Below are 18,134 nucleotides of genomic sequence, written 5' to 3'. Positions count from 1 at the left end.
CTTCTTCGAGGAGTAAACAAGGAGCAGCTGCAGCGCGGAATGGTGCTGTGTAAGCCGGGTTCGATCACTCCGCACAAACAATTTGAGTGCGAGGTGTATGTATTGAGCAAGGATGAGGGAGGGCGTCACACGCCGTTCTTCAAAGGCTACCGACCACAGTTNTATTTCCGTACCACCGACGTGACCGGCTCTTGTGAGCTTCCCGATGGAGTGGAGATGGTAATGCCGGGCGATAATGTGAAGCTGAGCGTTTCACTGATTCAGCCGGTAGCGATGGAAGAAGGGCTGCGATTTGCCATCCGTGAAGGCGGGCGAACCGTAGGTGCCGGAGTTGTAACTAAAATTTTAGACTAAGGATCTGATCGTGGCAACACAACAGAAAATCAGGATCAAATTAAAATCTTACGATCATAATCTGATTGACAAGTCTGCTGAGAAAATTATACAGACTGTAAAATCAACAGGTGCGGTAGTTTCGGGACCAATCCCACTACCGACCCGTAAGAGTATCATCACGGTTAACAAATCTGTGTTTGTGGATAAAAAATCCCGCGAACAGTTTGAGTACCGATCTCACAAACGTTTGATCGATATTCTTTCTACAGGTTCACAAACCGTGGATGCGTTAATGAAGCTGGAATTACCTTCCGGTGTCGACGTAGAAATCAAAGTATAGAAGACAAGAAAAGGACCCGAACACGATGAGTGGTTTGATTGGAAAAAAAGTTGGTATGACAAGCGTGTTTGATAACAACGGACGTAATGTACCGGTTACTGTTATTGAAATTGAACCTTGTTCCATTACCCAGATCAAGACAGAAGAAACGGACGGATACAATGCCGTGCAGCTTGCTGCTTTTGATCGCAAAGAGAAAAATGTAAGTAAAGCCGTAAATGGACATTTCAAAAAGGCCGGCGTAAATGCTAAATATCAGGTTGTGGAATTCAGAGATTTCTTACCTGAAGGTCTTAACATCGGCGATGAATTGACCATCAGTGATGTTTTTACTGTTGGAGATCAAGTTGATGTGGTTGGTATTTCCAAAGGACATGGATTTACAGGTGTTGTAAAACGTCACAACTTTAGTGGTGTAGGAGATGCAACACACGGTCAGCATAACCGAATGAGAGCTCCCGGAGCGATCGGTAATGCCTCTGACCCATCCAAGGTATTCAAAGGAATGCGAATGGCCGGTCAATCCGGTAACGAGCGGGTTAAGATCAAAAACCTGAGTGTTGCTAAAATTCTGGAAGATTCTAACATCATGTTGGTAACAGGATCTATTCCGGGGCCTAAAGGCGGATACGTAGAAATTCATAATAAAGCGTCTGTTCTCAATTAATCATGAAAGTAGATATATATAAAATAGACGGAAGCAAAAGCAGCAAAAAGGCTGAGTTAAGCGACACGATTTTTGCCATCGAGCCTAATGAAGTTGTTCTATACGAAGATGTTCGACGTCATTTGGCTAATAAGCGTCAAGGTACAGCAAAAACCAAAGAACGCGGTGAAGTAACCGGCAGTACCAAAAAAATGTACCGTCAGAAAGGTACCGGTAATGCTCGTCGTGGCGATATAAAATCCCCACTGCTTCGTTCCGGAGGAACTGTCTTTGGGCCTAAACCTCGCAATTACGGATTCAAGCTTAATAAAAAGACCCGTCAGTTAGCCCGGAAATCAGCGCTTTCTCTCAAAGCTGCTAATGAAGGTATTTTAGTTATAGAGGACTTTTCATTTGATGAGCCTAAAACTTCTAAAGTAGCTAACATGCTTGATGCTTTGAAAGCATCCGGTAAAAAGGCGCTGATCCTTACCGCTGAAACCGACCATATTGTTTATAAGTCAGCTCGTAATATTCCTGGTGTTCATGTTTTGGAATCTTATAAGCCAACCACCTATGAGATCATGAATGCGGATGTAATTGTGATACAGGAAGGAGCTATTATGGGACTCGAAAATAGTATTGAACCTAAAAATGAAGAGGCTGTAGCATGAGCGTGATCATTAAACCTGTTATAACTGAAAAGCTAAGTCGTCTTCAAGAGCAAGATAAATACACCTTTGAGGTTGTGAAAAATGCAACCAAACCTGAGATTAAAGAAGCTGTTGAAGCTATTTATCCGGGTGTGAAAGTGGCTAAAGTTAATACGGCAATTATGCCTTCCAAACCAAAAGGACGTTATACCCGAAGTGGATACCAGGGTGGACGTACAAAAGTTTGGAAAAAAGCCATTGTAACTATCAAAGAAGGCGAAATCGATTTCTTTGCTGAAATTTAAGAATTAGAGAATAATGCCTACTAAGAAATTAAAACCAATTACGCCGGGAACCAGACATAGGATCGCTCCTGTGTTTGATGATGTCACCACCGATAAACCTCTTAAAAGTTTATTAGCTGGTAAAAAATCTACGGCAGGTAGAAACAGAAACGGAAGAATTACTTCTCGCCATCGTGGCGGTGGACACAAGCGCCGTTATCGTGTTATAGATTTTAAGCGAAACAAGCACGATATCCCCGCTAAGGTGCAAACCATTGAGTATGATCCAAACAGATCTGCTCGTATTGCACTGGTTGCTTATGCTGATGGAGAGCGTCGTTATATCCTCGCTCCCAATAAGCTTCGGGTTGGTGATGCTATTGTGTCCGGAGAAAATGCATCTCCTGATTTAGGAAATGCCCTCCCAATGATTAAAATGCCTCCTGGTACTTTCATTCATAATATTGAATTGAATCCCGGACAAGGCGGAACGCTTTGCAGAAGTGCAGGGACCGGAGCCCAGTTGTTAGGTAAGCAAGGAAAATATGTCAGTGTTAAACTTCCATCAGGCGAAGTTCGACTGATCCTTGGCTCTTGTTATGCAACTGTTGGAGAGACAAGTAATCCCGATCACATGAATACGACTATTGCCAAAGCAGGTCGTAGCAGATGGAAAGGACGCAGACCACAAACACGTGGTGTTGCTATGAACCCGGTTGATCACCCAATGGGTGGTGGTGAAGGTAAAGCTTCCGGTGGGCACCCACGTTCACCTTGGGGGCAGTCAGCCAAAGGTAAGAAGACAAGGAACCGTAATAAGTTGTCTTCCAAGTACATCGTAAGAAGAAGAAAAACCAAGAAAAAATAATTAGTAACGTATGCCACGCTCACTAAAAAAAGGGCCTTTTGTTTACTACAAGCTGCAACGCAAAATTGATGCAGCCAATGAAAGTGGTAGTAAAAAAGTGATCAAAACCTGGTCACGCAGTTCAATGGTTACTCCCGATTTTATCGGATTGACCTTAGCTGTCCACAACGGTAAACAATTCATTCCTGTATTTATAACTGAAAACATGGTTGGCCACAAATTAGGTGAATTTGCACCTACTCGTACATTCCGTGGTCACCCAGTTAAGAAAGCAGCTAAATAATTTAATCGGACATAAGAGATGGATACTCCAGTATTAGAAGCACGCGCCGTGCAGCGACATTTGAGAAAATCTCCCCGTAAGGTTCGCCTTGTGGTAGATGCCGTTCGTGGCAAATCAGTAGAAGAAGCCTTAAAAACGCTTGAGTTTACCAAGCAGGCTGCATCTGAAGATGTCATGAAGGTGGTAAAATCAGCAGCTGCCAACTTAAGAGATAAATTTCAGGAAGAGCGTTTTGACAACGAAGACATCTATATAAAAGAAATTTATGTTGATGAAGGTGTAACGTTGAAGAGAATTCAGCCAGCTCCTATGGGGCGTGCGCATCGTATCAACAAGCGATCCAGCCACATTACTGTTAAGGTGGCTAAGCGTAATCAAGAAAGTGTAAATTAAACGAACAATACCTTGGGACAGAAAACAAATCCAACTGGTTTTAGATTAGGCATTATTCGCGGATGGGAATCCAACTGGTTTTCAGAAGAAAATCAGCCAGCCCTTATCATTGAAGATGAAAAGCTCCGTGAGTATTTGCATACAAGACTTCGCAATGGCGGGCTTTCCAATGTAATCATTGAACGTACCCCTAAGCGAATTCTACTTACGCTCAGAACAAGCCGTCCCGGTGTGATTATCGGTAAAGGTGGAGAGCAAATTGAACTGCTTCGCGAAGAGCTTAAGAAAATCACCAGTAAAGAAGTACAAATCAATGTAAGTGAAATTAAACGCCCTGAATTGGATGCCAGTTTGGTTGCTCAAAATATTGCACAGCAACTTCAGGCACGTGTATCATTCAGAAGAGCTATGAAAACAGCTATTGCTTCTGCAATGAGAATGGGCGCTAAAGGTATCAAAGTTCGTTGTGCGGGTCGTTTGGGAGGAGCCGAAATGGCAAGAACCGAACAGTATAAGGAAGGACAAATTCCCCTGCATACATTAAGAGCTGATATTGATTATGCAACATCCACTTCAAACACTATTTACGGATCTATTGGAGTAACCGTTTGGATCTTTAAAGGTGAGATCATTGGTGATGTTGACCTTACCCCGGGAACACAATCTGGAAGAGATTCAGATTCAAGAGGTAAAGGTGGAAGAGGACGGGACGACAAAGGACGTAGAAGCCGCCGTCGCAGCAGAAATAGAAATCGATCAAATTAAAACCGTTAATAAGAAACGATGTTAGAACCAAAACGAGTTCAGAGACGCCGTGTTCATCGCGATAAGCTGAAAGGTAATGCACAGCGCGGCCATGTTATTAACTTTGGTGATTTTGGACTGAAAGCACTGGAGCCTAAGTTCATTACATCACGTCAAATTGAAGCGTGCCGTATTGCTATTGCACGTTCTCTGCAACGTGACGGACAGACTTTTATCCGAATTTTCCCGGATCGCCCAATGACAAGCAAGCCTGCTGAAACCCGAATGGGTAAAGGTAAAGGAGCTTTGGATCACTGGGTGGCGGTTGTAAAACCGGGTAGAATCTTATTTGAGATTGCCGGTGTGAATGAAGAACGCGCCAGAGAAGCTTTACGACGTGCTTCACACAAACTTCCCATCAAAACCAAGTTTGTAGTACGCCGAGACTACCAGGGAGGATAAGATGAAAGCACATGAATTAAGAGATTTGACACTTACTGAATTAGAAGCCCGTCTTAAAGACGAAAAAGCTGTACTACAAAACCTGCGTTTTTCACAGTCGGTTACCGGACAATTGGAAAATCCGGCACGATTGAAAAATCACCGCAGAGAAGTTGCTCGCTTAGAGACAATTATTAATGAAAAAAGTAGTGCTGAATAAGCAATAAGGAATTAACTATGGCACAAGTAGAAAGAGCCCGAAGAAGAGAACGAATTGGACGTGTTGTTAGCAACAGCATGGACAAAAGTATTACGGTAGCTGTGGATCGTCAGGTGAAGCATTCCATTTATGGAAAGTACATCACCAAGACCACCAAGTACATGGCTCATGATGAAAATAATGAAGCCAATGTAGGTGATACCGTTCAAATTATGTCAACGCGTCCACTTTCAAAGCGTAAATCATGGCGATTGGTTGAAATCGTCGAAAAAGCTAAGTAACGAATAGAGCATTAGGAATTAGCGATGGTTCAAACTCAAACGACATTAAATGTAGCAGACAACAGCGGCGCCAGAAAGCTGATGTGTATCAAAGTTTTGGGAGATTCCAAACGACGGTATGCAAAAGTAGGTGATTTGATTTCCGCTTCTGTAAAAACAGCAATCCCGGGCGGAACCGTTAAAAAAGGTGACGTAGTAAAAGCCGTGATTGTACGAACGAAAAAAGAATACCGCCGACGTGATGGTAGTTACATCCGTTTTGATGAAAATGCAGCGGTAATCATTAACAAAGATCAAGAACCGGTAGGTACACGTATTTTTGGCCCCGTGGCCAGAGAGCTTCGTGAAAAGAGCTTCATGAGAATCGTGTCGCTTGCACCGGAAGTACTTTAAAAAAGGATTAGAGTATGCCACGCAGGTTCAACAAACAAAAGAAATTACACGTTAAAAAGGGCGATGAAGTATTGATAATCGCCGGTAACGATAAAGGTAAAAGAGGCCGTGTATTGATGGTTTTCCCAAAGAAAGAGCGAGTGCTCGTTGAGGGAATCAATATGAAAACCCATCATGAAAAGCCAACCCAGGACAACCCACAAGGTGGTCGTTTAAAACGAGAAGGTTCTGTTCATATCTCCAATGTTATGGTGATAGACCCTTCAACAAACGAACCTACCCGTGTTGGGCGTAAACGAATTGAAGAAGACGGCAATGGCCGGTGGGTTCGTTACGCCAAAACAAGTGGCGAAATGCTGGATAAATAACGCAGATAAATAGCAATGGCTGAAGCAAGATTATATACACAGTACAAAGAAGAAATACGCGAAAAACTACGCGAAGAGTTTGAGTATGAAAACCCTATGGCCATACCCAAACTTGATAAAATCGTAATTAACGTAGGCGTAGGCGATGCTATAACCGATAAAAAATTGTTAGACACGGTTGTAGACAATGTTGCCGCCATAACCGGTCAACAACCGGTTACGACTAAGGCTAAAAAGTCTATATCTAACTTTAAACTGCGCGAAGAGATGCCAATTGGCTGTAAAGTTACTTTGCGCAAACGAGTTATGTACGAATTCCTGGATCGCCTGATCAACTTGGCTCTGCCAAGAACCCGCGACTTCCAGGGTGTTCCGGACAAAAGTTTTGATGGCCGTGGTAATTACACCATGGGTATTAAAGAACATACCATATTTCCGGAGATCGACACGGATAAGGTGAGTAAAGTTCACGGTATGGATGTGACTTTTGTAACCTCTGCCGAGACTGATGAAGAAGCTTATGCTCTGCTTAAGCACTTTGGAATGCCATTCAAAACAAGAAACTAAGAGATATTATGGCTAAGAAAGCTTGGATAGCACGCAATAAAAAAAGAAAAGAAACTGTAGAAAAGTACGCTGAAAAGCGCCGTAAGCTCAAAGAAGCCGGCGATTATGAAGGCCTTCAAAAGCTGCCTCGTGATGCCAGCCCTACCCGGGTTCGCAACCGTTGTAGCATCACCGGCCGAAGTCGTGGTTATGTTGGTAAGTACGGTATTTCCCGTATTAAATTCCGTGAGCTTGCCCTTGAGGGTAAAATTCCCGGTGTACGTAAAGCAAGCTGGTAAAATTTAAATAAGGAATCGATGATAGATCCTATTGCAGATTATTTAACACGAATTAGAAATGCCCAACGAGCCGGGCATCGCAGAGTAGATATTCCTGCTTCTAAATTGAAGCGTGCCATGACAAAGATCCTGGCTGATAAAGGATACATCTCAAAATACATCGACATTGAAGATGGAAAACAAGGAATGATCAGACTGTTTCTGAAATATGATTCTTACGGTCATCCTGTAATCCGAAAGATTGAACGAGTTTCAAAACCCGGCCTCAGAGTATATAAAGGAGGCGATGAAGTGCCCCGTGCTCAAAATGGATTGGGTATTGTTATTCTTTCAACATCAAAAGGTGTAATGACTGATAAAGAAGCTCGCAAGCTGAATGTTGGCGGCGAGATTTTATGCACCATTTATTAATCAACAGTTTTTAGAACTATGTCTCGAATTGGAAACTTACCGGTACCTATTTCTGATAAAGTTGAGTTCAGTATTAATGCTGACAATATTGCAACTTTTAAAGGAGAAAAAGGCACCAATACACTCCGTATTCATCCTGATATCACCATTGAAAAAAACGATAACGAGCTTATTATCAAGCGAGCTACAGACCAAAAAGAGCATCGTGCTTTGCATGGCCTTTTCCGCTCATTGATCAATAATGCAGTGGTTGGTGTTTCAGAAGGATATACCAAGAAATTAGAAATCATTGGTGTTGGTTACCGTGCAGCAATGAATGGAGATGTTTTGGAACTTAACCTTGGATATTCTCATCCCATATTTTTCGTTCCTCCGGAAGGAATTAACATGGAAGTGGATACCAAGTCATCCAAAAATCCTATTTTGATCATTTCCGGTGTAGATAAGGAAATGGTAGGACAAGTTGCTGCAAAAATTCGCTCATTCAGAAAACCTGAACCTTATAAAGGAAAAGGAATCAGATATGTTGGCGAATATGTACGTCGTAAAGCAGGTAAATCAGCCGCTAAATAGAGGTTAATCAATGAATAAGAAACAACAGAAGAAAACCGAACGAAGAAATAAGATCAGACGACGCATTCGTTCTACCATAAAAGGTACGGCTGAACGTCCAAGATTGAACATTTTCAAAAGCAACAAATATACCTACCTTCAACTTGTTGATGATCTTGAAGGTGTAACCCTGGCTGCTACCAAAGCAGAAACCGGCGTTGACAATGCGAAAGAAGCCGGAGCTGAGATCGCAAAAGCAGCTCAGGACAAAGGAATTAATAAAGTGGTATTTGACCGAAGTGGTTACAAATATCACGGCATCGTGAAGGCCGCCGCTGATGGTGCCCGCGATGGTGGATTAGACTTTTAATTGAATTGGGATAAACAATGCCTAAAATAAGAAGAAAACAATCTATACCTGCCGCAAATCTAAACCTTGAGGAAAAACTGGTTCACGTAAACCGTGTAGCCAAAGTAGTGAAGGGTGGTCGTCGTTTTAGCTTCAACGCAATTGTTGTAGTTGGAGATGGCGAGGGAGTTTGTGGACACGGACTTGGTAAAGCCAATGAAGTTTCTGATGCTATTCAGAAAGGATTTGACAACGCCAAAAAAAACCTGATTCGCGTACCTTTAACAAAAACGAAAAGCATCTACCATCCGATTGTTGGTAAAGCCGGTGCAGGAAAAGTTTTATTACGTCCGGCTGCCGAAGGTACCGGTGTAATTGCCGGTGGAGCTGTTAAGGCGCTTCTCGATGTGGCGGGTGTGCATAACATTCTATCAAAATCCCAGGGTTCTTCTAATCCCCATAACATGGTGAAGGCAGCTTTTACTGCCCTGAAAGAACTTACCGATCCTGTAGAAGTGGCACAGCGCAGAGATATCTCTCTGAATAAAGTATTTGAAGGATAATTATTAAAGAATTTGACGATGGACTTAAGCAATTTAAAAGCGCCGATCCCAAATAGAAAAAACCGTAAGCGTGTAGGGCGTGGTCAAGGTTCCGGACGTGGAGAACAATCTGGCCGTGGGCATAATGGACAGAAATCACGTTCCGGTTACAAAGAACGCGCTTGGTTCGAAGGTGGACAGATGCCATTACAGCGACGTCTTCCAAAGTTTGGTTTCAAAAACATTAACCGAACTGATTATCGTGTGATCAATCTTCATACGATTTCAGAATTCATGGAAGCAGGTAAGCTTGACAGTAAAATCACTTTAGAAAACCTGATTAAAGCAGGGCTTGCCAGCGAAGGCGAAAAAGTGAAATTACTTGCTCGTGGTGATGTTGATCAAAAAATAGAAATCGAAGTACATGCCGCCAGTAAATCTGCCACTGAAAAGGTAGAAAAAGCAGGTGGTTCATTAACTTTAGTGTAAACTAATAGCATAGACGGCGCATGGGTCTGATAGAAAACTTCCGCAACATATTTAAAATCGAAGATCTTAAGAATCGTATTCTTTATACGGTTGGAATCTTAATGGTCTACCGGGTTGGTAGTTATATTACTTTACCCGGTGTTGATGCAAACCAATTAATCAATAATACAAGCAATGCAGCCAGCAGTTTATTGGGATTGTTTGACTTGTTTGTAGGGGGAGCATTTTCTCGAGCCGGTGTTTTTGCATTGGGTATCATGCCCTACATTACTGCGGCCATTATCATTCAGTTGATGGGGGCTGTGGTTCCTTACTTCCAAAAACTTCAACGGGAAGGTGAAGAGGGAAGACGAAAAATTACACGATTGACCCGCTACGGCACAGTAGGTATTACTGCTGTTCAATCTATCGGTTTCTCCATAAACCTGATGGCAACAGCTCCTCAGGCAATTGTGGTAAATGAGATCTTTTTTGTAATTACTTCAATGATTGTGTTAACCGCCGGTACCGTATTTGTAATGTGGTTAGGTGAGCGCATTAGCGACAGGGGAATTGGAAATGGTATTTCTTTGATCATTATGATCGGTATCATTGCAGCTCTACCGGCTAATTTTTACAACGAGGTGACAACTAAGGCAAATGCTATTCTGGTAATCATAGAAGTAGCTGCATTAATTCTTGTGATTGCTGCCGTAGTAATGCTGACGCAGGGAACACGTAAAATTCCAGTTCAGTATGCCAAAAGGGTAGTTGGACGCAAAGTTTATGGAGGTACCACGCAATATCTCCCGCTTCGTGTGAATGCTGCAGGTGTTATGCCGATTATCTTTGCCCAGTCCATTATGTTCATCCCAAGTACTATTGGATCTTTTTTCCCTGATAACGAGACGGTACAGTTTTTGACTCAATGGTCGGTAGATTTTACCGGGCTGACTTATTCGATCGTGTTCTTTTTTGTATGTATGTTCTTTACGTTTTTCTATACCGCCATTGCCATCAATCCGAAAGAGATGGCCGACACGATGAAGCGACAAGGAGGCTTTATACCGGGTGTGCGTCCTGGAAAACAAACCGTTGAATTTATTGATAATATTTTGACAAAGATCACCCTTCCGGGATCCGTGTTCCTGTCATTTGTTGCCATCTTGCCTGCAATTGCTGTAGGATTGTTTGGTGTGACTCCCGGATTTGCGCTCTTTTATGGAGGAACAAGTTTATTGATTATTGTTGGTGTGGCTCTTGATACCCTCCAACAAATTGAAAGTCATTTGATGATGCGTCATTATGATGGCTTTATGAAAACAGGTAGAATCAAAGGCCGCCGTAGGGCATAAAATGATCTACCTGAAAAGTGAATCGGAAATTGACAAGATGCGTGAAAGTGCGCTGATTGTCTCGAGAACCCTGGCTGAAGTCGGTAAGCACATTGAGCCCGGAGTTCAAACCGGTACACTCGACAGAATAGCTGAAGAGTACATTGTAAAAGAAGGCGGTCGTCCTGCATTTAAAGGATATGGCCCCAAGGGCAATGAATTTCCAGCGACACTCTGTATTTCCGTGAATGACGAAGTAGTTCATGGTATTCCCGGGAAAAGAGAATTAAAAGAAGGTGACATTGTATCTGTTGACTGCGGAGTTGAAAAAGACGGATACTTTGGAGATCATGCCTATACATTTGCAGTTGGCGAGTGTGATGAAAAGGCTTTGAAATTATTGAAAACAACACTTGAATCTCTGTACAAGGGAATAGAGCAAGCTATCCATGGCAACCGAATTGGAGATATGGCTTATGCCATCCAATCGCATTGTGAAAATGAAGGCTATGGAGTAGTTCGAGAATTAGTTGGGCATGGGATAGGGAAATCGATGCATGAAGATCCATCGGTACCTAACTTTGGCCGAAAAGGAAAAGGGGAGCGCCTTCGCACAGGAATGACGCTCGCAGTTGAACCTATGATAACCATGGGTTCTTGGAAAACTAAAACATTGAACGACGGCTGGACCGTTAAAACAGCCGACGGGAGTCTTGCAGCACATTTTGAACATGATATTGTAGTTCGTGAAGGAAAGGCTGAAATTCTCAGTACTTTTGACTATATTGCTGAGCTCTCGGAAAAAAAAGAAAACATATTGTATCATGGCTAAACAAGAGCCGATTAAACAAGATGGAGAAATAATAGAAGCATTGCCAAATGCTCAGTTTCGTGTTGAACTGGACAACGGCCATGAGATTCTTGCTCATGTGTCAGGCAAAATGCGTATGTATTACATTAAAATTCTCCCAGGTGATAGAGTGGCAGTAGAAATGTCGCCCTACGATCTGAGCAAAGGAAGAATAACTTACAGATATAAATAAAGAGGTTGTCATGAAAACCAGATCATCAGTTAAGAAAAGAAGTTCAGACGACAAAATTGTACGCCGTAAAGGACGACTTTACGTAATCAACAAAAAGAACCCACGCCATAAGCAGCGTCAGGGATAATAGAATAACCGAATACTTATATGGCACGTATTGCTGGAATTGATTTACCGAAACAGAAAAGAGGCATAATTAGCCTTACTTACATATATGGGATCGGCCGCTCTAAAGCAGCTGAAATCTTGGATCGTGTAGAAATTGATCACGACAAGCAGGTTCAGGATTGGACGGATGAAGAAGTAAGTGCTTTGCGTAAACTTATTGACGAAGAATATAAAGTTGAAGGTGCCCTCAGGAGCGAGGTCAATGGTGACATTCGACGTCTTATTGAGATTGGCAGCTACCGGGGAGTTCGTCACAGAAAAGGACTTCCTGTTCGTGGGCAGCGTACGCAAACAAATGCCAGAACCAGAAAAGGTAAGAAGAAAACGGTAGCCGGTAAGAAGAAAGCCGTTAAGTAAAATTTAATTGAGATAATCCATGGCTAAAAAACAACCGAAAGCATCTTTAGCTGCAAAGCGTAAAAGAAAAAAACAACTGAGCGATCCGAATGGAATGGCTTTTGTAAAAGCTACATTCAATAATGTGATTGTAACGATCACTGACGCTGATGGAAACGTTATTTCGTGGTCATCTGCAGGAAAAGAAGGATTCAAAGGTTCCAGAAAAAACACCCCATATGCCGCTCAGTTAAGTGCAGAAACAGCTGCTCAAACTGCCCATGACATAGGATTGAGAAAAGTGGAAGTATTTGTTAAAGGACCTGGTTCAGGTCGTGAAGCTGCTGTTCGAGGAATGGCAAGTTCAGGTCTTGAAGTTGTATCTATTAAAGACCGTACTCCGCTTCCTCATAATGGATGCCGGCCACCAAAAAGAAGAAGAGTTTAATTGTAATACGATTGTATAATGGCAAGATATAGAGGACCAAAACAAAAGAAAGCCAGACGTTTCAAAGAGCCAATCTTTGGACCAAGTAAAGCATTAGAGCGTAAGCCCTACGGACCCGGAGAGCATGGACGTTCCCGCTTCAACCGTAAGAGCGAGTATGCTATTCAGCTTGAAGAAAAACAAAAAGCAAAATATACCTACGGATTATTAGAGAAGCAGTTCCGTAATCTGTTCAAAGCTGCATCAGCACAAAGTGGTGTGGCAGGTGAAAACTTGCTTCAGGCACTTGAGTCTCGATTGGATAATACCGTTTTCAGAATGGGATTTGCCCGAACCAGACGTCAGGCTCGTCAGTTGGTAACTCACAAGCATATTGTAGTGAATGGGAATGTGGTAAATATCCCTTCTTTTGAAGTGAGCCCTGGTGATGTAGTTTCTATTCGACCAAAATCACGAAATCTTGAAGTGATTGAGTCGGCCCTGGATGGATCCTCTCGAAGTAAATACAAATGGGTTGAGACAGATCCTAAATCACGATCAGGTAAGATGCTCTATATTCCTACGATGGAAGAGATCCCTGAAAATATAAATGTTCAGCTTATTGTTGAGCTTTATTCTAAGTAATTATAAACAGATCAAGATCTATTATGAGCAATTATAGCATTCAAATGCCCGAACCGCTGAATGTTGTTGAGGATAAAGACAATTTTGGTACTTTTGTCCTGCAGCCACTTGAGAGAGGTTTTGGAGTAACAATAGGAAATTCATTCCGTCGTGTTTTGCTTTCTTCCTTACCGGGAATAGCAATTACAGCTGTAAAAATTAATGGCGTAGATCATGAATATTCCAGTATCAAGGGAGTAAAAGAAGACGTTTACGAACTTATTTTAAATTTTAAAGAAGTTCGTTTTAAACAAATTGAGCAAAGTTCAGGTGTAATTCACATCTCTAAAAGCGGAGAAGGTGAATTAACTGCCAAAGATATTGATGATGCCACAGCCGAATATGATGTATTAAATCCGGATTTGGTTATTGCCAATCTTGCAGATGATGCTGAGTTGGAGATCGAACTTAAGATAGGTCGTGGGCGTGGATATGTGCCTGCAGAAGAAATGTCAATCGAAGATGATGATGTAAATCTGATTCCTATCGATGCAATTTTTACACCTATCAAATCTGTTAAATATAATGTAGAAAATGTGCGGGTTGGTCAGCGAACTGACTACGAGAAACTCGTAATGGATATTGAAACGGATGGATCTGTTAATGCCAAGGAAGCTCTTACTATTGCCGGTAAGATCCTGAAAGAGCATATTGAAAAATTCATCACAGAAGAAATTGAAGAACCATTTACTCAAGAAGAAGAGGAAGTAGATGCAGAGAAGCAGCGGATTGCTAACTTGCTCAGAACCAGCATCGAAGACCTTAACTTGAGTGTACGTGCCTATAATTGTCTCAAATCTGCCAACATCAATACTATTGGTGAATTGGTGTCAAGAGATGAGCAGGATCTTCTTAAGTTCCGTAACTTCGGTAAGAAATCACTGAGTGAATTAGTAGAAGTGATTGAAGAGAAGAATCTTGAATTTGGAATGGACGTATCAAAATATTTGGATTAAGCAGAAAGGAAATAAACTATGCGTCACGGAATTAAAGGTAGAAAACTAAGCAGAACTTCTGCTCACCGAAAGTCAACCATGCAATCTTTAGCAATGGCGTTGATACGTGAGCACAGAATTGTAACAACTGTTCCAAAAGCAAAAGAGCTTAGAACTTTTGTTGAACCGTTGATTACTCGCGCTAAGGAAGATACACACCATAACCGCCGACAGGTATTTTCATCACTCCAGAACAAAGAAGCAGTATCTGCTTTGTTTGATGAAGTTGGACCTGCCTGCAAAGATCGTCCGGGAGGATATACCCGGGTTATCAAAGCTGGTTTCAGGAAAGGTGATGGTGCTGAATTGGCTGTAATCGAATTAGTAGATTACAATGACATTAAACCGGAAGGAGCCTCTTCAACTAAGAAGAAACGCACTAGACGAGCCGGAAAGAGTAATACGCCGACAACGGCTGCTCCAGCTGAAGTTGAAGAGAAAAAAGAAGAAGTAGAGGCTTCAGGAGAGGTTGAGAATTCAACTAAAGACCCTGAAGATGAAAAATCTGCTGAAGAAAATTCTGAAGAGACTAAATAAACAAGAGATTATCTTGTTGAAATAAGGCTTTTGTGTTATGCAGAAGCCTTTTTTATCGGATAGGATTTCCGAACCAAAATAAATCCAAAAAAAAAGATGTCAAAAAGTGAAGATTAGGGTTGACATCTAAACTAAATATCCCTTATCTTTGGTTTCTGTTTCGAAAACGATTTTTTACTTCGAAATAAAAGTTCTTAGACATATTGAAGTATAGATCAGATTGTTTGTGCGAGCGAGAGCTTGTTCAATTTCTTGATGCAATTTTGCATTTGAAAATGACGAGAGCGTAGGGTCGGCTCACAGAGTATATAGAGTATTATTTACAATGGAGAGTTTGATCCTGGCTCAGGACGAACGCTGGCGGCGGGCTTAACACATGCAAGTCGAAGGAGAAGGGTGGTGCTTGCACTACCTGGAGACTGGCGGACGGGTGAGTAACGCGTAGATAACCTGCCTATACCTGGGGGATAACGTCTCGAAAGGGGCGCTAATACCGCATAATGCAGCGGGGCCGCATGGCCACAGTTGTTAAAGGTTTCGGCCGGGTATAGAGGGGTCTGCGTGCTATTAGTTAGTTGGTGAGGTAACGGCTCACCAAGGCGATGATAGCTAGGGGGTCTGAGAGGATGATCCCCCACACTGGGACTGAGACACGGCCCAGACTCCTACGGGAGGCAGCAGTGAGGAATCTTGCGCAATGGAGGAAACTCTGACGCAGCCACGCCGCGTGCCGGAAGACGGCCCTATGGGTTGTAAACGGCTTTTGAATGGGAAGAACGCCCGGGTTTCGATCTGGGGTGACGGTACCATTTGAATAAGCACCGGCTAACTCCGTGCCAGCAGCCGCGGTAATACGGAGGGTGCAAGCGTTGTCCGGAATCATTGGGTGTAAAGGGTGCGTAGGCGGGAGCCTAAGTCTGTGGTGAAATCTTGCCGCTTAACGGTAAAATGGCCATGGATACTGGGTTTCTTGAGTACAGAAGAGGCAGGTGGAATTCGTAGTGTAGCGGTGAAATGCATAGATATTACGAAGAACACCAGTGGCGAAGGCGGCCTGCTGGGCTGTAACTGACGCTGAGGCACGAAAGCGTGGGGAGCGAACAGGATTAGATACCCTGGTAGTCCACGCTGTAAACGATGTATGCTAGTTGTTGGCTCTTTGGGGCCAGTGACGCAGTTAACGCAGTAAGCATACCACCTGGGGAGTACGTCGGCAACGATGAAACTCAAAGGAATTGACGGGGGCCCGCACAAGCGGTGGAGCATGTGGCTTAATTCGATGCAACGCGAGGAACCTTACCTGGGCTAAATCCACTCTGCTACCTCCCGAAAAGGAGGGTCCCTTCGGGGCAGAATGGAAGGTGCTGCATGGCTGTCGTCAGCTCGTGCCGTGAGGTGTTGGGTTAAGTCCCGCAACGAGCGCAACCCCTGTGGTTAGTTACCAGCACGTAAAGGTGGGGACTCTAGCCAGACTGCCTACGCAAGTAGTGAGGAAGGTGGGGACGACGTCAAGTCATCATGGCCCTTACGTCCAGGGCTGCACACGTGCTACAATGGATGATACAATGGGTAGCCACTGCGCGAGCAGGAGCAAATCCACAAAGTCATTCTCAGTTCGGATTGGAGTCTGCAACTCGACTCCATGAAGGTGGAATCGCTAGTAATCGCGTATCAGCAATGACGCGGTGAATACGTTCCCGGGCCTTGTACACACCGCCCGTCAAGCGATGGAAGTTAGGAGTACCTGACCTCGCCCCGGTAAGGGGTGCGTAGGGTAAGCCTAGTAACTGGCGCTAAGTCGTAACAAGGTAGCCGTACCGGAAGGTGCGGCTGGATCACCTCCTTTCAAGGAGAGCGACCCAGCAATGCTGGGTGTTATGGCGCTACGCTGCTTGCTCGTGGCAAACAATCTGATCTGTACTTTTTTAGTTGACTGTGTACCCGGCGGGTACCGCACTCGCCGCAGCCGGCGAGCACGCCTGCAGCCGCGGCCGCCCGCATAAAAGGGGGCTTGTAGCTCAGGTGGTTAGAGCGCACGCCTGATAAGCGTGAGGTCGGAGGTTCAAGTCCTCCCAAGCCCACAAGTGTTACCGAGGGGCTATAGCTCAGCTGGCTAGAGCACCTGCTTTGCAAGCAGGGGGTCCGGGGTTCGAATCCCCGTAGCTCCACAGTATTTAACGGTATTTTTTTTGAAATTTTGAGGTGCAAGATGGATTGAGAGGATTGCGTATATCCCGCCTCTTGCATAAAAGAATGTACGGCAGCGCTGCTGCCAGACAGGTTGCCCGCCCGGCGGGCAGTTCTTTGACATGATGAGCAATATAGCAATAGTAATAGGTCTGAAGCTGCATAGCAATATGCAGCGGAAGAATACAAGTAGGGCATTTGTCTGCCAGTCAGGCAAGTGCACTACGCCAAGGTAGCCGGGGAGGTTCGTCCCACCCCGGCCCACAATAAACCAATAACATGAATTACGAATGGTTTGCGGGCGCGGAAGCGCTGTGCAAGCCATATAGTAGAAGCAAGTTAAGGGCACACGGTGGATGCCTAGGCATACAGAGGCGATGAAGGACGTGTAAAGCTGCGATAAGCTGCGGGGAGCTGCATACGAGCAATGATCCGCGGATGTCCGAATGGGGCAACCCATCCGCCAATTGGCGGATACTCCTTTCGAGGAGGGCGTACGGGGGGAACTGAAACATCTAAGTACCCCCAGGAACAGAAAACAATCGAGTGATTCTCCTAGTAGCGGCGAGCGAACGGGGAGCAGCCCAAACCAGGATCTTACGAGATTCTGGGGTAGTAGGACCTGCATAATCAATGAAAGCTTAAGTCGAAACTGCCTGGAAAGCAGTCCCACAGAAGGTGAAAGGCCTGTAGGCGTACGGCGATCGGCGAGGCGGGTATCCTGAGTAGCGCGGGGCAGGTGAAACTCTGCGTGAACCAGCCGGCACCATCCGGTAAGGCTAAATACATCTGTATGACCGATAGTGAACCAGTACCGTGAGGGAAAGGTGAAAAGAACGCCGAGACGGCGAGTGAAATAGTACCTGAAACCGTGTGCTTACAAGCGGTCGGAGCCTCTCTTTGAGGGGTGACGGCGTGCCTTTTGTATAATGAGCCTACGAGTTGCTCCTGTTGTGCGAGGTTAAGTCCCTCAGGGATGGAGCCGCAGCGAAAGCGAGTCTGAATG

Annotated in this window: 30 protein-coding genes, 2 tRNA genes and 2 rRNA genes (1 of these 34 cut by a window edge); all 34 read left to right on the top strand. The window is 44.0% G+C overall.

Going from position 1 to position 18,134, the window contains the following annotated elements:
* A partial coding sequence (locus B151_RS19100) for an EF-Tu C-terminal domain-related protein (protein WP_020404068.1) occupies positions 1-354 on the top strand: 354 nt, incomplete at its 5' end.
* A gap of 10 nt (positions 355-364) precedes the next feature.
* A complete protein-coding gene (gene rpsJ / locus B151_RS0116960) occupies positions 365-676 on the top strand; it encodes a 30S ribosomal protein S10 (RefSeq protein ID WP_018128596.1) in 312 nt (103 codons plus the stop codon).
* 25 nt (positions 677-701) lie between these two features.
* Positions 702-1,343, top strand: a complete 642-nt coding sequence (gene rplC / locus B151_RS0116955) for a 50S ribosomal protein L3 (protein WP_020404839.1) — start codon at positions 702-704, stop codon at positions 1,341-1,343.
* A gap of 2 nt (positions 1,344-1,345) precedes the next feature.
* The gene (gene rplD / locus B151_RS0116950) at positions 1,346-1,996 is read left to right on the top strand and encodes a 50S ribosomal protein L4 (protein WP_020404838.1); all 651 of its coding nucleotides are present in this window, start codon (positions 1,346-1,348) and stop codon (positions 1,994-1,996) included.
* Positions 1,993-2,280, top strand: a complete 288-nt coding sequence (gene rplW, locus B151_RS0116945; protein WP_020404837.1) for a 50S ribosomal protein L23 — start codon at positions 1,993-1,995, stop codon at positions 2,278-2,280. Before rplD ends, rplW begins: the two co-directional genes overlap by 4 nt.
* 13 nt (positions 2,281-2,293) lie before the next feature.
* The gene (gene rplB, locus B151_RS0116940; protein WP_020404836.1) at positions 2,294-3,127 is read left to right on the top strand and encodes a 50S ribosomal protein L2; all 834 of its coding nucleotides are present in this window, start codon (positions 2,294-2,296) and stop codon (positions 3,125-3,127) included.
* A gap of 10 nt (positions 3,128-3,137) precedes the next feature.
* Positions 3,138-3,410 carry a 30S ribosomal protein S19 gene (rpsS, locus tag B151_RS0116935; protein ID WP_020404835.1) on the top strand — a complete coding sequence of 91 codons (273 nt, stop codon included), beginning with the start codon at positions 3,138-3,140 and terminating at the stop codon, positions 3,408-3,410.
* An 18-nt stretch (positions 3,411-3,428) separates the two neighbouring features.
* On the top strand, positions 3,429-3,803 hold the full coding sequence (gene rplV / locus B151_RS0116930; protein WP_020404834.1) for a 50S ribosomal protein L22: 375 nt from the start codon (positions 3,429-3,431) through the stop codon (positions 3,801-3,803).
* A gap of 12 nt (positions 3,804-3,815) precedes the next feature.
* Positions 3,816-4,568 carry a 30S ribosomal protein S3 gene (gene rpsC / locus B151_RS0116925; protein ID WP_020404833.1) on the top strand — a complete coding sequence of 251 codons (753 nt, stop codon included), beginning with the start codon at positions 3,816-3,818 and terminating at the stop codon, positions 4,566-4,568.
* A gap of 18 nt (positions 4,569-4,586) precedes the next feature.
* On the top strand, positions 4,587-5,009 hold the full coding sequence (gene rplP / locus B151_RS0116920) for a 50S ribosomal protein L16 (RefSeq protein WP_020404832.1): 423 nt from the start codon (positions 4,587-4,589) through the stop codon (positions 5,007-5,009).
* Between the two features lies 1 nt (position 5,010).
* Positions 5,011-5,208: a 50S ribosomal protein L29 gene (gene rpmC, locus B151_RS0116915; protein WP_020404831.1), complete on the top strand. Its 198-nt coding sequence runs from the start codon at positions 5,011-5,013 to the stop codon at positions 5,206-5,208.
* Positions 5,209-5,225: 17 nt separating this feature from the next.
* Positions 5,226-5,489 (top strand): 30S ribosomal protein S17, encoded by a 264-nt coding sequence (rpsQ, locus tag B151_RS0116910; RefSeq protein ID WP_020404830.1) that lies wholly within the window; start codon positions 5,226-5,228, stop codon positions 5,487-5,489.
* Between the two features lie 24 nt (positions 5,490-5,513).
* Entirely contained in the window at positions 5,514-5,882 is a 369-nt protein-coding gene (rplN, locus tag B151_RS0116905; protein ID WP_020404829.1) for a 50S ribosomal protein L14, read from the top strand.
* A 14-nt stretch (positions 5,883-5,896) separates the two neighbouring features.
* Entirely contained in the window at positions 5,897-6,250 is a 354-nt protein-coding gene (gene rplX, locus B151_RS0116900; protein WP_020404828.1) for a 50S ribosomal protein L24, read from the top strand.
* Positions 6,251-6,265: 15 nt separating this feature from the next.
* Positions 6,266-6,817, top strand: coding sequence for a 50S ribosomal protein L5 (gene rplE / locus B151_RS0116895; RefSeq protein ID WP_020404827.1), 552 nt, complete (start codon positions 6,266-6,268; stop codon positions 6,815-6,817).
* An 8-nt stretch (positions 6,818-6,825) separates the two neighbouring features.
* Complete coding sequence (rpsN, locus tag B151_RS0116890; RefSeq protein ID WP_020404826.1) at positions 6,826-7,095, top strand: 30S ribosomal protein S14; 270 nt, start codon at positions 6,826-6,828, stop codon at positions 7,093-7,095.
* 18 nt (positions 7,096-7,113) lie between these two features.
* Complete coding sequence (rpsH, locus tag B151_RS0116885; RefSeq protein ID WP_020404825.1) at positions 7,114-7,506, top strand: 30S ribosomal protein S8; 393 nt, start codon at positions 7,114-7,116, stop codon at positions 7,504-7,506.
* An 18-nt stretch (positions 7,507-7,524) separates the two neighbouring features.
* The gene (gene rplF / locus B151_RS0116880; protein ID WP_020404824.1) at positions 7,525-8,079 is read left to right on the top strand and encodes a 50S ribosomal protein L6; all 555 of its coding nucleotides are present in this window, start codon (positions 7,525-7,527) and stop codon (positions 8,077-8,079) included.
* Positions 8,080-8,089: 10 nt separating this feature from the next.
* On the top strand, positions 8,090-8,428 hold the full coding sequence (rplR, locus tag B151_RS0116875) for a 50S ribosomal protein L18 (RefSeq protein WP_020404823.1): 339 nt from the start codon (positions 8,090-8,092) through the stop codon (positions 8,426-8,428).
* A gap of 17 nt (positions 8,429-8,445) precedes the next feature.
* Positions 8,446-8,970 carry a 30S ribosomal protein S5 gene (gene rpsE / locus B151_RS0116870; RefSeq protein ID WP_020404822.1) on the top strand — a complete coding sequence of 175 codons (525 nt, stop codon included), beginning with the start codon at positions 8,446-8,448 and terminating at the stop codon, positions 8,968-8,970.
* 18 nt (positions 8,971-8,988) lie between these two features.
* Complete coding sequence (gene rplO, locus B151_RS0116865) at positions 8,989-9,438, top strand: 50S ribosomal protein L15 (protein WP_020404821.1); 450 nt, start codon at positions 8,989-8,991, stop codon at positions 9,436-9,438.
* Positions 9,439-9,458: 20 nt separating this feature from the next.
* Positions 9,459-10,772 (top strand): preprotein translocase subunit SecY, encoded by a 1,314-nt coding sequence (secY, locus tag B151_RS0116860; protein ID WP_020404820.1) that lies wholly within the window; start codon positions 9,459-9,461, stop codon positions 10,770-10,772.
* A 1-nt stretch (position 10,773) separates the two neighbouring features.
* Positions 10,774-11,583: a type I methionyl aminopeptidase gene (gene map, locus B151_RS0116855; protein ID WP_020404819.1), complete on the top strand. Its 810-nt coding sequence runs from the start codon at positions 10,774-10,776 to the stop codon at positions 11,581-11,583.
* Positions 11,576-11,794, top strand: a complete 219-nt coding sequence (gene infA / locus B151_RS0116850) for a translation initiation factor IF-1 (protein WP_020404818.1) — start codon at positions 11,576-11,578, stop codon at positions 11,792-11,794. The genes map and infA overlap by 8 nt, the downstream gene beginning before the upstream one ends.
* Positions 11,795-11,804: 10 nt before the next feature.
* On the top strand, positions 11,805-11,921 hold the full coding sequence (rpmJ, locus tag B151_RS19945; RefSeq protein ID WP_071594720.1) for a 50S ribosomal protein L36: 117 nt from the start codon (positions 11,805-11,807) through the stop codon (positions 11,919-11,921).
* A 20-nt stretch (positions 11,922-11,941) separates the two neighbouring features.
* Positions 11,942-12,319: a 30S ribosomal protein S13 gene (gene rpsM, locus B151_RS0116845; RefSeq protein ID WP_020404817.1), complete on the top strand. Its 378-nt coding sequence runs from the start codon at positions 11,942-11,944 to the stop codon at positions 12,317-12,319.
* A 19-nt stretch (positions 12,320-12,338) separates the two neighbouring features.
* A complete protein-coding gene (gene rpsK, locus B151_RS0116840; RefSeq protein WP_020404816.1) occupies positions 12,339-12,746 on the top strand; it encodes a 30S ribosomal protein S11 in 408 nt (135 codons plus the stop codon).
* 18 nt (positions 12,747-12,764) lie between these two features.
* Positions 12,765-13,370, top strand: coding sequence for a 30S ribosomal protein S4 (gene rpsD / locus B151_RS0116835; RefSeq protein ID WP_020404815.1), 606 nt, complete (start codon positions 12,765-12,767; stop codon positions 13,368-13,370).
* A 23-nt stretch (positions 13,371-13,393) separates the two neighbouring features.
* Positions 13,394-14,365: a DNA-directed RNA polymerase subunit alpha gene (locus tag B151_RS0116830; protein WP_020404814.1), complete on the top strand. Its 972-nt coding sequence runs from the start codon at positions 13,394-13,396 to the stop codon at positions 14,363-14,365.
* Between the two features lie 18 nt (positions 14,366-14,383).
* Positions 14,384-14,941, top strand: a complete 558-nt coding sequence (gene rplQ / locus B151_RS20465) for a 50S ribosomal protein L17 (RefSeq protein WP_026166728.1) — start codon at positions 14,384-14,386, stop codon at positions 14,939-14,941.
* A 322-nt stretch (positions 14,942-15,263) separates the two neighbouring features.
* A 16S ribosomal RNA gene (locus B151_RS0116820) occupies positions 15,264-16,787 on the top strand.
* Between the two features lie 161 nt (positions 16,788-16,948).
* Positions 16,949-17,022 (top strand) — tRNA-Ile (locus B151_RS0116815).
* A 13-nt stretch (positions 17,023-17,035) separates the two neighbouring features.
* Positions 17,036-17,109: transfer RNA gene (locus B151_RS0116810), tRNA-Ala, on the top strand.
* 347 nt (positions 17,110-17,456) lie between these two features.
* Positions 17,457-18,134: ribosomal RNA gene (locus B151_RS0116805) — 23S ribosomal RNA — on the top strand; it runs 2,227 nt beyond the window's last position.
* Together the 16S and 23S rRNA genes with 2 tRNA genes alongside form the textbook arrangement of a ribosomal RNA operon.

It is taken from the genome of Gracilimonas tropica DSM 19535 (assembly GCF_000375425.1).
GTDB lineage: Bacteria > Bacteroidota > Rhodothermia > Balneolales > Balneolaceae > Gracilimonas > Gracilimonas tropica.
This window is presented reverse-complemented; position numbering and strand designations above follow the sequence as displayed.